This is a genomic window from Limibacter armeniacum, from assembly GCF_036880985.1.
GTDB classification, from domain to species: Bacteria; Bacteroidota; Bacteroidia; order Cytophagales; family Flammeovirgaceae; genus Limibacter; species Limibacter armeniacum.
Genome location: NZ_JBAJNO010000009.1, coordinates 1251545 through 1264323, shown reverse-complemented (window position 1 = coordinate 1264323; position 12779 = coordinate 1251545). Strand labels below are relative to the sequence as shown.

12 protein-coding genes are annotated in these 12779 nt (G+C 40.5%); 10 read left to right on the top strand and 2 right to left on the bottom strand.

What is annotated here, in order from left to right; translation table 11 throughout:
* Nucleotides 1-226: 226 nt before the first annotated feature.
* The 10 genes from rpsU to V6R21_RS22870 all read left to right on the top strand — a co-directional run bounded on the left by rpsU (nucleotide 227) and on the right by V6R21_RS22870 (nucleotide 9829).
* On the top strand, nucleotides 227-421 hold the full coding sequence (gene rpsU, locus V6R21_RS22915; protein ID WP_334245872.1) for a 30S ribosomal protein S21: 195 nt from the start codon (nucleotides 227-229) through the stop codon (nucleotides 419-421).
* Between the two features lie 150 nt (nucleotides 422-571).
* Nucleotides 572-1471, top strand: coding sequence for a tyrosine-type recombinase/integrase (locus V6R21_RS22910; protein WP_334245871.1), 900 nt, complete (start codon nucleotides 572-574; stop codon nucleotides 1469-1471).
* A gap of 249 nt (nucleotides 1472-1720) precedes the next feature.
* Entirely contained in the window at nucleotides 1721-2029 is a 309-nt protein-coding gene (gene hpf, locus V6R21_RS22905; RefSeq protein WP_334245870.1) for a ribosome hibernation-promoting factor, HPF/YfiA family, read from the top strand.
* 172 nt (nucleotides 2030-2201) lie between these two features.
* Nucleotides 2202-2609 carry a lysozyme inhibitor LprI family protein gene (locus V6R21_RS22900; RefSeq protein WP_334245869.1) on the top strand — a complete coding sequence of 136 codons (408 nt, stop codon included), beginning with the start codon at nucleotides 2202-2204 and terminating at the stop codon, nucleotides 2607-2609.
* Between the two features lie 28 nt (nucleotides 2610-2637).
* Nucleotides 2638-3210, top strand: a complete 573-nt coding sequence (locus V6R21_RS22895; RefSeq protein ID WP_334245868.1) for a hypothetical protein — start codon at nucleotides 2638-2640, stop codon at nucleotides 3208-3210.
* A 320-nt stretch (nucleotides 3211-3530) separates the two neighbouring features.
* Nucleotides 3531-4796 carry an NADP-dependent isocitrate dehydrogenase gene (icd, locus tag V6R21_RS22890; RefSeq protein ID WP_334245867.1) on the top strand — a complete coding sequence of 422 codons (1266 nt, stop codon included), beginning with the start codon at nucleotides 3531-3533 and terminating at the stop codon, nucleotides 4794-4796.
* Nucleotides 4797-4999: 203 nt separating this feature from the next.
* Nucleotides 5000-5680, top strand: a complete 681-nt coding sequence (locus V6R21_RS22885) for a class I SAM-dependent methyltransferase (RefSeq protein WP_334245866.1) — start codon at nucleotides 5000-5002, stop codon at nucleotides 5678-5680.
* Between the two features lie 324 nt (nucleotides 5681-6004).
* On the top strand, nucleotides 6005-7930 hold the full coding sequence (gene thrS, locus V6R21_RS22880) for a threonine--tRNA ligase (RefSeq protein WP_334245865.1): 1926 nt from the start codon (nucleotides 6005-6007) through the stop codon (nucleotides 7928-7930).
* A gap of 84 nt (nucleotides 7931-8014) precedes the next feature.
* Nucleotides 8015-9244 (top strand): L-2-hydroxyglutarate oxidase, encoded by a 1230-nt coding sequence (gene lhgO, locus V6R21_RS22875; protein ID WP_334245864.1) that lies wholly within the window; start codon nucleotides 8015-8017, stop codon nucleotides 9242-9244.
* Between the two features lie 189 nt (nucleotides 9245-9433).
* Nucleotides 9434-9829, top strand: coding sequence for an arsenate reductase family protein (locus V6R21_RS22870; RefSeq protein WP_334245863.1), 396 nt, complete (start codon nucleotides 9434-9436; stop codon nucleotides 9827-9829).
* Nucleotides 9830-9941: 112 nt separating this feature from the next.
* Here V6R21_RS22870 and guaB read toward each other — a convergent pair whose 3' ends face one another.
* Nucleotides 9942-11414 (bottom strand): IMP dehydrogenase, encoded by a 1473-nt coding sequence (guaB, locus tag V6R21_RS22865; RefSeq protein WP_334245862.1) that lies wholly within the window; start codon nucleotides 11412-11414, stop codon nucleotides 9942-9944.
* A gap of 295 nt (nucleotides 11415-11709) precedes the next feature.
* Nucleotides 11710-12765 carry a BamA/TamA family outer membrane protein gene (locus V6R21_RS22860; RefSeq protein WP_334245861.1) on the bottom strand — a complete coding sequence of 352 codons (1056 nt, stop codon included), beginning with the start codon at nucleotides 12763-12765 and terminating at the stop codon, nucleotides 11710-11712.
* Between the last annotated feature and the right edge of the window lie 14 nt (nucleotides 12766-12779).

Genomic DNA, 12779 nt, shown 5'->3' with positions numbered 1-12779 from the left:
GGTAGAGACAATTTAGTTTTTTCTCCAATTCAATCCTTGGAATTTGGAGAAGCTTTAAATCCTGAGGTAAGATTATAGGTGATTTTAAACAGTTCAGCCACTGTAAAAAGGCTTATGTAATGTATTTTTGAAATACACTCTAAATCTTTCGGTTAAATATTTCCATTTATACTCTCATTCATTATCTTTGCAGTCCGTAAAATCTTAATTCTAAAGGAGGGAAATAATGATTGTTATTAACGTAAAAGACAACGAATCAATAGATAGAGCACTGAAGAGATTTAAGAAGAAGTTCGAAAGAACTAAAGTTCTTAGAGAAATCAGAAACAGAGCTTACTTTGAGAAGCCTTCTATTGCGAAAAGAAACGCAAAGATGAAAGCTGCTTACAAGCAAAAGCTTTACGCTGAGCAAAACTTCTAGTAGTTCTCTATTTAGAGATTTTACTCTTGAGAAGCCCGGGTTCGTGAACGAATCCGGGCTTTTTCTATGCGATTTTTTTGATTATTGCTAACCTATGTATATGTTTTTCCTGTCTTTTTAGAGAAAATTTTTTAATCCTATCATCATAATATGGATAAGCTAACGGAATTCTATGATTATTTGACTTACCAAAAAAGGGTGAGTAAGCATACAATCAAGGCATATGAGACAGACCTCAGTCAATTTGGAGTATTCATAAGCAGTAAATATGGTGAGTTAGAGATTGAACAAGTAACGTACAGGCATATGAGAGGTTGGGTATTAGCTCTGTTAGATGAAGGAGTTTCTGAACGTTCTGTTAACCGAAAGGTAGCCACACTGAAAACTTTCTACAGGTTTTTGAAGCAGAAGGAATATACAGCAGATAATCCAGCTCAAAAGCTTCAGTCTCTAAAGACAGGTAAAAAGTTACCGTCATTTATAAAGATGGAAGAGATGGATAGTGTGTTGGACTCAAGTCGGTTTGAAAGTGATTTTAATGGGATAAGAGACCGGATGGTCTTGGAGTTGCTATATGGTACAGGTATAAGACAGGCGGAGCTACTGTCATTGAAGTGTGTCCATGTAGACTTACAGCAGAAGGTGATTAAGGTTACAGGTAAAAGGAATAAGCAGCGATTAATTCCTTGTAATGATACGCTCTGTGAGATTTTTTCCTTATATTTAAACAGTAGGCCTATTGTGGATCATGATTACTTGATTGTGACAAAATCTGGAACTCCTGCATACCCTATGCTTATTTATCGTATTGTCGAAAAACATTTATCCTACACTAACAATGTTGATAAAAAAAGCCCTCACACACTTAGACACACCTTTGCTACACACCTCCTTAATGAGGGCGCTGCCCTGAATGATATCAAAGAACTTATGGGACATGCAAATTTAGCAGCTACACAAGTATACACTCAACAGTCACTTGAACGGCTAAAAAAAGTTTTCATTCAAGCACATCCGAAATCAGGTGAAAATGAGGTAGATAAAAATTAAATATTGAATTTTAGTAATTTTTATTAGGATTTAGAGAACTTAAATGTGTTGTATTCGTATCTTATCATAAGAATTCTGGTTAACCAATTAATTATTATCAACGTAAAATACACACAGATCAAATACTCTTAATGAAGCTTCAATAGAACGATTAGATCAAATATAATTATAGCCGGACAAGGGAGGAGACGCCTTCTGGGATGACGGTTTCACGGGAATTTTTTTCTTCAACTCAAAAATTCACGAAATATGAAATTAGATATTCATTCAATCCACTTCACTGCAGACCAAAAGCTTATCGATTTTATTCAAAGAAAAGTGGACAAGCTGGAAACATTTTATGACAGATTTGTAGACGGAGAAGTCTACCTGAGATTGGACAAGAGCAGTGAGAATAGTCGCGAAAACAAAGTAGTGGAAATTAAACTGAATATCCCGGGTGACCAACTAATTGCCAAAAAACACAATACAAGTTTTGAAGCAGCCTGTGATGAAGCATCGGAGTCTTTAAGAAGACAATTGAAAAGGTTTAAGGAGAGGCTAGTGGCAAAGCACTAGTGTACTACACATAAAGACTGAAAAATCCCTTAGATATGAATTTATCTAAGGGATTTTTTATTTGTATGAACTTGTAATTGAATGATAAAGGGGTGCTACGAAGTCTGATTTAGGCTATATATATTTATATTGTAGTATAAAGATCAAACAATAACCCACAACCTACTATCACATGAAACCTAATACCTTACTATTAACCTTATCGATAGTGCTGTACACTTTTACAGCTTTTGGACAAACCTACCCAATTGATACAATGATCATGAAGTGCAAGCAGGAAAACTCATCCAATTTGGGAGTTTTGGAGTGTGACATGAAAGGCTTTGAACTTTGGACTACAGAAATGGAGAAGAACTATGATCTGTTGTTCAAACAAATGGACAGGGAAGGGCAAAGAATGTTACAGGAACAGCAGACCTTATGGAGAAAGATGATGGAGGCTCAACTTGAGTTTAATCATTATTACTATAAAAATAAAGGAACTTCAGGAATGTTGATTATCTCTTCAGAAAAAACACAGATAGTAAGAAAGAGAGCGTTGGAGTTGAGAGGGCACCTAGAAAGGTTGGTGCTTAAATAAATGAATTGCCAGAAAATCAGAAGTGAAGATGAGGAAAATAAAATCACTTGCCATAGGCTTAGTATGTGTTTGCCTTTTGGGAGTTGTCGGAGCCTGTAATGTTGATAAAGAAAAAAAAGTAGATCCTAATATTGAAGTGGATTTCAAAACAACAGAGCAGTCAAAGATGTTCTTTAATAATGTTAGAAAGCTGTCTTATGATATAGAGGAGGATAAGAATACCGATAGGCTGTTTTACAGAATAAATGAGCGGATCACAGATGACGACCAATTGCTGTTGAACCTTTGTATCGTTCAGGATCCGAAAATAGATGCGGTTTATCTAATGCTTGAACCTAGTAAAAAGATTGATGTAACTAAAGGCATAAAACTGAAATGGGAAAGCAATGATGGTAAATCAGAAGGGATATATGAATATGAGCAAGGTAATGTGCACGAGCAGTTTAGTTTTCTCACTGAAATATATAATGGACTAATAGAACAGCGGTCTTTTTATTTTGTAGAAGATGGACAGGAAATACCAATTCTTGATGCTGAAAATGAGCGGGAAGCCTTTCGTAAAACCATGATGGATTATTACAGATTGGTGAATATATTCTGATTTGAACTGCATTTTTAGCAAAGGTTTATTTTGTGTTTTGTGACTTACGCATATATTTGCGTTCGTTAATGAATACCGCATCCTTTAATTAGGTAGTGATATCAGCGGACACACCTTGTCGTTCAACGATATTGAGCTGTAAATTTTTTTACAGTTTCGAGAAGAAGACCTCCATACTATCAGCCACTTTTAGAATTTTCAGTAGGCTTTTCGAAGCATCCATGAATATAAAGGTTAGGTGAAAAAGACTCTTCTGGCGGTAGGAAAGACAGCTTAAGAAATTTTTTTTCAAACCTTGAATAAGCACTATAAATTAGACCATGAGCGGACAAAAAATCACGATCGAAAACGGTAAGCTTAATGTACCTAATATTCCAGTTGTTCCTTTCATTGAAGGTGACGGTACTGGTCCAGATATTTGGGCAGCATCTCAGTTGGTATTTGATGCAGCAGTAGCAAAAGCTTACAATGGTGAGCGTAAAATCGAGTGGAAAGAAGTATTGGCTGGTGAGAAAGCTTTCAACCAAACAGGTGAGTGGCTTCCTCAAGAAACACTTGACGTGTTCAAAGAATACTTGGTAGGTATCAAAGGTCCTCTGACTACTCCTGTAGGTGGTGGTATCAGATCACTGAACGTAGCACTGAGACAGATTCTTGACCTGTACGCTTGTGTTCGTCCGGTAAGATACTTTACAGGTGTTCCTTCTCCAGTTAAGAAGCCAGAGCTGACAGATATGGTTATCTTCCGTGAAAACACTGAGGATATCTATGCAGGTATCGAGTACTTGGCGGGTACTGAAGAAGCAGACAAAGTGAAGAAGTTCCTTAAAGAGGAAATGGGCGTAAACAAAATCCGTTTCCCTGAGTCTTCATCAATCGGTATCAAGCCTGTGTCAGTTGAAGGTACTGAGAGATTGGTAAGAGGTGCTATTGAGTATGCTATTCTGCACAACAAACCTTCAGTGACATTGGTGCACAAAGGTAACATCATGAAATTTACAGAAGGTAAATTCAAAGAGTGGGGTTACGAATTGGCTGAAAGAGAGTACGGTGACAAAGTATTTACTTGGGCACAATACGATAGAATCGCAGCTGAGCAAGGTAAAGAAGCAGCAGACAAGGCTCAAGACGAAGCTTTGGCAGCTGGTAAAATCTTGGTGAAGGATTCAATTGCAGATGCATTCTTGCAGCAGATCCTGACTCGTCCGGCTGAGTACTCAGTAATCGCTACTTTGAACTTGAATGGCGATTACATTTCTGATGCATTGGCTGCAATCGTTGGTGGTATCGGTATTGCTCCAGGTGCAAACATCAACTACGTAACTGGTCACGCAATCTTTGAAGCTACTCACGGTACAGCTCCTAAGTATGCAGGTTTGGATAAAGTAAACCCAGGTTCAGTAATCCTTTCAGGTGCACTGATGCTGGAGCATATGGGATGGCAAGAGGCTGCAGACTTGATCTACAAAGGTCTTGAGACTGCGATCTCTAAGAAAAGAGTTACTTATGACTTCGAGCGTCTGATGGAAGGAGCAACACTGCTGAAGTGTTCTGAGTTCGGTCAGGAAATCGTAGACAATATGTAAGAATTTCCTCTGCTATTAACAAAATGCCCATGCTGATACAATTTGGCATGGGCATTTTGCATTATATATATAATAATATTACTTTCAAGGCTATCTTGTTAATAACATTAATTGTACTTATTGTTATTCCATAATGGGGATAATATCTTCTGAGAATAATATAATACCGTTTTACGACCTCCAATAAAAGACCATTTTAGACTATGCCGGGCACGCCAGATTATTCACTCCAAAAAGATGGGAACTTCTCATTCTACGAAAACATCACTTTAGAAAAGTTCCAGTACTTTGCCAATGTTATAGGTTTGCATACCGGAAAGGATATTGACATTATATATCCTAGAATCAAAGATGCAGAAGAGATTGTGGAGTTAGGGCCAGGTTATGGTCGTGCTTTGGATTTTATCTTGGAGAAAGGCTACAAAGGTAAAATTACAGGAGTAGAGCGTATTCCACAGTTTGTCAACTACATGAATGAACGCTACAAGGGGAGTGTGACTGTTGAGGAACTCGATATCCGTGACTATCGCTTTGAGCTACCTCGCAAAGTGGGAGCCGTACTCTGGCTGTGGTCAGGTATTTTGGAGCTCACTGCGGAAGAGCAACTGAACTGTATTGCTGAATGCAGTAGAAGCTTGGTAGATGGAGGAGTTTTGGTAATTGAGGCTCCGTATCAAGAAATCAAGAAGCTAGGTAATGTAGAAGACAGTAGTAGCAAGAAGATAAAGTTTGAGACAGAGTGGGGGACACTCAATGCCTACTTTACTTCTTTAGATGATATCGAAAATTTTGCAAGCAAAACGGGCTTTTCTAGAGTTGACTACACCGTTTATAAAACAGATACAGATCTTGAACGAGTAGTTTATTTCCTTTACAAGGATTGAGCTAACGATTAAGTAAATGATATACAGAGAAGAGGCAGTTGGATACTGCCTCTTTTTTTATTCCTAAAAATTTCCCAAATGATGCGTCTGTATTTTTAATCTTCTTGATAAAATTCTAAAATTGTACTTTGAAAGTACAGACGATATCCAAATGTACACATTCGAAAAATGGCTGAGTGACTTTAAAGAGCCTGATGTCTTGGCAAAAGGTTTCCCCAAATGTCATTCAGCCATTCAGTCATTACACCGTTGTTGTGTAATGGCACTGAGGATAACGCTGCATTCGTAAGCAGCGGTCTTATTAACGTAAAAAGCAAAACACAAATGATCAAGGTAACTTTGCCCGATAATTCGGTAAGAGAATACGAACAGGGAGCATCAGCCCTCGACGTAGCAAAAAGTATCAGCGAAGGATTGGCCAGAAACGTTCTGGCAGCAGAAGTAAATGGAGAGGTTTGGGATGCTACCCGCTCACTGCCTACGGAAAGCAACTTGAAGTTGTTGACGTGGAATGACGCTGATGGTAAGTCTACGTATTGGCACTCATCGGCTCACCTGCTGGCTGAAGCGCTGGAAGCATTGTATCCAGGCGTAAAACTAGGTATTGGGCCTGCGATCGAAAATGGTTTCTACTACGATGTAGACTTTGGTGACCATGAGTTCTCTTCTGAGGACTTGCCGAAAGTAGAAGCTAAGATGGCTGAACTGGCTAAACAAAAGAATGAATATAAGCGTCAGGAAATTTCAAAATCTGATGCAGTAAAATACTATGAGGAAAAAGGTGACGAGTACAAGCTGGACCTGTTGAGTGGTCTGGAAGATGGCTCTATCACTTTCTACCACCAAGGTAACTTTACAGACCTTTGCCGTGGACCTCATATTCCGAACACAGGCTTTATCAAGTCAGTGAAACTGATGAGTGTAGCGGGTGCATACTGGAGAGGGGATGAGAAGAATAAGATGCTTACACGTATCTACGGTATTACATTCCCTAAGAAGAAAGAACTGGATGAGTACTTGGAGAGACTGGAGGAAGCGAAAAAACGTGACCACAGAAAACTAGGTCAGGAACTGGATCTGTTTACTTTCTCTCAGAAAGTTGGTCAAGGTCTTCCAATGTGGTTGCCAAAAGGTACTGTATTGAGAGAAAGATTGACAGCATTCCTTAAAAAGGCGCAAACACGTCTAGGATACCTTCCTGTAGTAACACCACACATTGGAGGTAAAGAGCTGTACGTGACTTCAGGTCACTATGCCAAATATGGAGAAGACTCGTTCCAGCCTATTCATACACCAAACGAAGGGGAAGAGTACTTGCTGAAGCCGATGAACTGCCCTCACCACTGTGAGATCTACAAGTCGAGACCTCGTTCTTACCGTGACCTTCCAATCCGTATGGCTGAGTTTGGTACAGTGTACCGTTATGAGCAGAGTGGCGAACTTCATGGCCTGACAAGGGTAAGAAGCTTTACACAGGATGATGCACACATCTTCTGCCGTCCGGATCAGGTGAAAGAAGAGTTTGCAAAAGTGATTGACCTTGTACTGTATGTATTCAAGTCATTGGGCTTTGAAGACTATGTAGCACAGGTGTCGCTTCGTGACCTAGAAGACAGATCGAAATATATCGGTGATGAAAACCTATGGGAAGAAGCAGAACGTAACATCCAGGAAGTAGCAAAAGAGAAAGGACTGAATACAATCATCGAATATGGTGAGGCGGCATTCTATGGTCCTAAACTTGACTTTATGGTGCGTGATGCCCTAGGCAGAAGCTGGCAGCTTGGTACCATTCAGGTAGACTACCAATTGCCAAACCGTTTTGAGCTGGAATACAAAGACTCTGACAATACAATGAAACGTCCGGTAATGATTCACCGTGCACCTTTCGGTTCATTGGAAAGATTTATTGCCATCCTGATTGAACATACAGGTGGTAACTTCCCATTGTGGTTGTCTCCTGAGCAGTTTGTGGTATTGCCGGTATCGGACAAATACAATGATTATGCACAGGAAGTAGCCTTTATGCTACAGGAAAATGATATTGAAGGGTATGTAGACGACAGAAACGAGAAGATCGGTCGTAAGATCCGTGATGCGGAAGTGCAGAAAGTACCTTTCATGCTAATCGTTGGAGAAAAAGAAGAGGAAAGCAAAGCTGTTTCTGTAAGAAGAAAAGGTGAAGGTGACCTCGGTACTATGGAAGTGAAAGCATTTGTTGATTTCTTCAAGGAAGAGGCAAAAGTATAAAGCGATAGTATATGATCTGGAGTGGCAAGCGTTCAATGCAATTTGTGTATTGGAGCTTGCCACTTATGGCGTAAAATATAGACCATGACATACGATATAGTAATCATAGGAGCCGGTATTGTAGGTTTGGCAACTGCCTTGAAGCTGAAGGAAAAATATCCTGACCTGAAGGTAGCTGTTGTGGAGAAGGAGAAGCAGGTAGCCATGCACCAGACCGGCAATAACAGTGGAGTGATTCATTCCGGACTTTATTACAAGCCGGGAAGTCTTAAAGCACGTAACTGTATCAACGGCTACAATATGCTGTTGGAGTTTTGTGACAAGGAAGGTATTCCGTATGACTTGTGTGGTAAGATCGTAGTAGCAACCGACAAGGTAGAGCTTGAGCGCATGAACGAGCTTTACAAGAGAGGTATTGCAAACGGGCTGACCAAGATCAGAAAGATCACCAAAGAGGAAATTAAACGTTACGAGCCTTACTGCAATGGCATTGCAGGGTTACACGTGCCTTATACTGGTATTATAGATTATAAGCAGGTAACAGAAAAGTATGCCGAAATATTTACTGAAAGGTATGAAGGCAAACTGTTCTTGGGTGAAGCAGTAACGGATATCCGATTAGGTAGTGTAGCTGCGGAAACGATTACGGATAAACAAGTGCTTCGTAGCCGTTTGGTAATCAACTGTGCGGGACTTTACTCGGACAAGATTGCCTCTATGGTAAATAAGAAGCTGGATGTGAAAATTATTCCGTTCAGGGGTGAATACTTTGAGCTGAACAAGAATAAGCAGCATTTGGTAAAGAACTTGATCTATCCTGTGCCAGATCCGGCATTCCCATTCTTGGGGGTACACTTTACCCGCATGATTAACGGAGGGGTAGAGGCAGGACCAAATGCAGTGTTGGCTTATCAGCGTGAAGGCTATAAGAAAGGTAATGTCAATGTAGGAGAGTTCTTCGAATCCATTTCTTGGAAAGGGTTCCGAAAAGTAGCTTCCAAGTACTGGGTGACCGGGTTGGGCGAATTCTACCGTTCTTACTCAAAGGCAGCCTTTACAAAAGCATTGCAAAGATTGTTGCCAGACATTAAGCAGTCTGACCTTAAACCTGGTGGTGCAGGCGTTAGGGCACAAGCATGTGATAAAGATGGCGGACTGATTGATGATTTTATGTTTGTGGAGAACGAGCGTATGATCAATGTACTGAATGCGCCATCACCAGCAGCGACTTCTTCTTTGTCGATTGGAGATACCATCTCTGATATGGCACTGAACAGAATCGGTAAGCAGGCAGATCAGTCTTCAAGCAACTAAGTCAGCTATATAAGAATACAGATAGCCACCTGTTTATGCAGGTGGCTTTTTTTGTGCATTCGAGTAAATCTCTCCCCAAGCTTGTAGCATCTTTTCCACAAGTTAACAGCTGTACCCCTTCTTAATTCATGTTTGTTGGAGGTGGCTTGGTTTTGTCACTTTATAAAGCATCACCAAAAACGAACAACTATGGAATCGCTAAAATCACATAAGTTTACTTTTATCTATAATGGAAGTGAGCAACACGACAAGAAACTGCTTGGATACCTGAATGCTTCTAAAACAAAGTTTCACCAATTGGATATAGTTAAGACTCCTTTGACAGAACAACAACTGGCAGAGATTGCGACAGGGCTTAAAGTTCCTGTTCACCAATTGGTAGCAAAAGGGAAAGCCAAAGAAAAAGGAGTCTCTTTTGATGATATTACAGAAAGTGAAGTCCTGACAGTGTTGGTGAAGAATCCAGACTTATTGCAAACCCCTATATTGGGACTTTACAGGGAATATAGAATTGTGAAGGATATTGCAGACGTAAATAGGCTGGATGCTTTGGTCAAGCAGGAAATAGGTTCAGAAAAGCACTAATAACAAAAAGCCCCCGGGAGGGAATCCCGTGGGGCTTTCGTTTCTCATTTATGTCAAGGTTCAAAGTTAACCTCTTTTCAATAAGCGACAGGAGAAATCCCTTGCTTATATATTATCTAGTTGAGTAGTTAGGAGCCTCTCTTGTGATGGTTACATCATGTGGGTGAGATTCTCTTACACCAGCACCTGTAATCTTCACAAATTTAGCTTGCTGAAGTTGCTCAATTGAATTAGCACCACAGTAACCCATACCAGCTTTCAGACCACCAGTCATTTGGTAAAGTACTTCCTCAACACGTCCTTTGTAAGGTACACGTCCAGAAATTCCTTCAGGAACCAGTTTCTTGATGTCATCTTCAGCATCCTGGAAGTAACGGTCTTTAGAACCTTTGTCCATTGCTTCAACAGAACCCATACCTCTGTATGACTTGAATTTACGTCCTTCGTAAATAATCATTTCACCTGGAGCCTCTTCAGTACCCGCAAGTAGTGAACCGATCATGACTACGTTAGCACCACCAGCGATAGCCTTTACAAGGTCGCCAGAGAAACGGATACCACCGTCAGCAATAAATGGAACATTACGGTCTTTCAGTGCTTGTGCAGCCTCGAATACAGCTGAAAGCTGAGGTACACCTACACCGGCAATTACACGTGTTGTACAGATAGAACCAGGACCTACACCTACCTTGATACAGTCAGCACCAGCATCAGCCAATGCAATTGCAGCTTCAGCAGTAGCAATGTTACCTACTACTACGTCCAAGTCAGGATAAGTTTCTTTTACACGCTTCAGCGCATCAATTACTCCTTTAGAGTGTCCGTGAGCAGTATCAAGCGTGATCACGTCTACACCAGCGTTTTTCAGCTGCTCTACACGCTCCATCATGTCGCCAGTGATACCTACAGCAGCACCTACTCTCAAACGACCGTATTGGTCCTTACAAGCGTTAGGTCTGTTCTTGTTCTTCAGGATATCTTTATATGTAATCAGTCCGATCAGCTTGTTGGACTTACTTACGATAGGAAGTTTCTCAATCTTGTACTCTTGCAGAATTTCTTCAGCTTGAGCCAGTGTTATGCCATCATGTGCTGTAATAAGGTTCTCCTTTGTCATGATGTCTCTAACAGGTCTGTACAGATCCTTTTGGAATCTCAGATCTCTGTTAGTCAGGATACCCACCAGAATTCCTTCATCATCTACTACCGGAATACCACCGATCTTGTATTCTCTCATCAGCGCGTTTGCATCCGACAGAGTTTTGTTAGGATCCAATGTTACAGGGTCAAGGATCATACCGCTTTGTGAACGCTTTACTTTGCGAACTTGAGCAGCTTGGGCCTCGATAGACATGTTTTTGTGGATAAAGCCTAAACCACCTTCGTTGGCGATGGCAATTGCCAATTCAGCCTCGGTAACTGTATCCATAGCAGCGGATACAAGCGGAATATTTAGCTTGATGTTTTTCGTGAGGTAGGTAGAAGTATCCGTATCTCTAGGAAGGACTTCTGAATAAGCTGGGCGCAACAATACGTCGTCGTAAGTAAGCGCCTCATACAGTACTTTTGATGGATCTACTGACATTGATAGCAAATAATTTAGTTACCTTATTTGCCGGACAAATTTAAGGAGAATCTAAGACCTGTCAAATTATTTATATAATAGATTATAAAGCTTAACAATTGTTGGTGTATAAATGGTGTCTGAATTTTGCACTTTATGTGATAAGGAAAAGGTTAAAACATTATTTGTGGGTTGTTAAAATTCTGACTTTTACGCCATTTGAGGAATATTATGTCAGTTTGCGGCTAACTGAAAATAATTGAATTTTTATTCAAAATTTTTTCTTGCTCTTAATAAATGACAGCACTTAGCTTCTTTAGAAGACCTGATTAATGCCAAAGTAGAATCCCATATTGCCTCTAGCCCCAATCCCGAAGTCTGTACGCAGTAGGGTAGGGTTGTCTTTTCTGATCTGAAACCTTATGCCAGCGCCAGCACTAGGCGTAATGTGCTGGAACAAGGAGGTTATTTCTTTGTTCACTTCTCCTCCTGTACCAAATACAGCAATGCCCCACCTTGGCAAAATGCGGTAGCGAAATTCCAGTTGAAGTAAATACAGGTGCCGGTCAATGTATCTACCGTACGTATATCCCCTGCCATTCTCTTCTCCTCCATACCATGCCATCTGTTGGAAAGGTGGATTACCTGCTGTGAATTCTGTCTTGAACTGCATAGCCAACAAACTTTTGCCTCCAAGCCTCATGTAATGGCGAAAGTCTGTCATGTACTTATAAAAGCTGGTCAGGTTACCGAAGTCATCATTGAATACTCGGACAGCAAGCCTTGCGTAAGTACCGTATTGAGGATCAATGTCCGTGTCACGTGAGTCGTAAGTAAGCATGGCTCCAATCCCACTGATCTGGGCTTGGCTATTTCCCGTAACGGTTTCCTGTACCAGTAGTCCGGCAGGGTCTTTTTCTGTGACGGTATATTGATGGAAAATATATTCAATACCAGCATAAAGGAATTCCTCAACACGTTTCTGCAAAGAGAATTCAAATTGGTAGCTGTTCATGGTGTACAACTCTTCCTGTATGTCAGGTGTGTTGCGCCCCACTCCCCAAAAAGAAGAGGGGAGGTTTCTGTACCTGATTTTTAAATCTATTTGATAATCTCCTCCCTTTAAGAAGAGCTGCGATGAAGCGCCGAGTCGTATCTGTCCTTTTGTGGTGTACATGGCAGCAGCACTTAGGGTAGAGAACCGTTGGTTGTATTGGTTGGGCATGTCAAGAAAAAACACTCTTCCTGAAGCCCCTAATGCTAGACCTGTTTCCGATTTGAAAAGAATAACCGGAAGAATAATTTTCTGTTTGTTTTTGTGATTGTTTGTAGCGTCCTCATTTACATACTGTCCTTGGCATAGTGTAACCATGCCCATTATTAGGA

Coding starts and splice junctions, on each gene's coding strand:
- V6R21_RS22910 (WP_334245871.1), top strand. CDS start 572: ATGGATAAGCTAACGGAATTCTATGATTATTTGACTTACCAAAAAAGG.
- V6R21_RS22885 (WP_334245866.1), top strand. CDS start 5,000: ATGCCGGGCACGCCAGATTATTCACTCCAAAAAGATGGGAACTTCTCA.
- hpf (WP_334245870.1), top strand. CDS start 1,721: ATGAAATTAGATATTCATTCAATCCACTTCACTGCAGACCAAAAGCTT.
- thrS (WP_334245865.1), top strand. CDS start 6,005: ATGATCAAGGTAACTTTGCCCGATAATTCGGTAAGAGAATACGAACAG.
- V6R21_RS22870 (WP_334245863.1), top strand. CDS start 9,434: ATGGAATCGCTAAAATCACATAAGTTTACTTTTATCTATAATGGAAGT.
- V6R21_RS22860 (WP_334245861.1), bottom strand. CDS start 12,765: ATGGTTACACTATGCCAAGGACAGTATGTAAATGAGGACGCTACAAAC.
- V6R21_RS22895 (WP_334245868.1), top strand. CDS start 2,638: ATGAGGAAAATAAAATCACTTGCCATAGGCTTAGTATGTGTTTGCCTT.
- guaB (WP_334245862.1), bottom strand. CDS start 11,414: ATGTCAGTAGATCCATCAAAAGTACTGTATGAGGCGCTTACTTACGAC.
- lhgO (WP_334245864.1), top strand. CDS start 8,015: ATGACATACGATATAGTAATCATAGGAGCCGGTATTGTAGGTTTGGCA.
- rpsU (WP_334245872.1), top strand. CDS start 227: ATGATTGTTATTAACGTAAAAGACAACGAATCAATAGATAGAGCACTG.
- V6R21_RS22900 (WP_334245869.1), top strand. CDS start 2,202: ATGAAACCTAATACCTTACTATTAACCTTATCGATAGTGCTGTACACT.
- icd (WP_334245867.1), top strand. CDS start 3,531: ATGAGCGGACAAAAAATCACGATCGAAAACGGTAAGCTTAATGTACCT.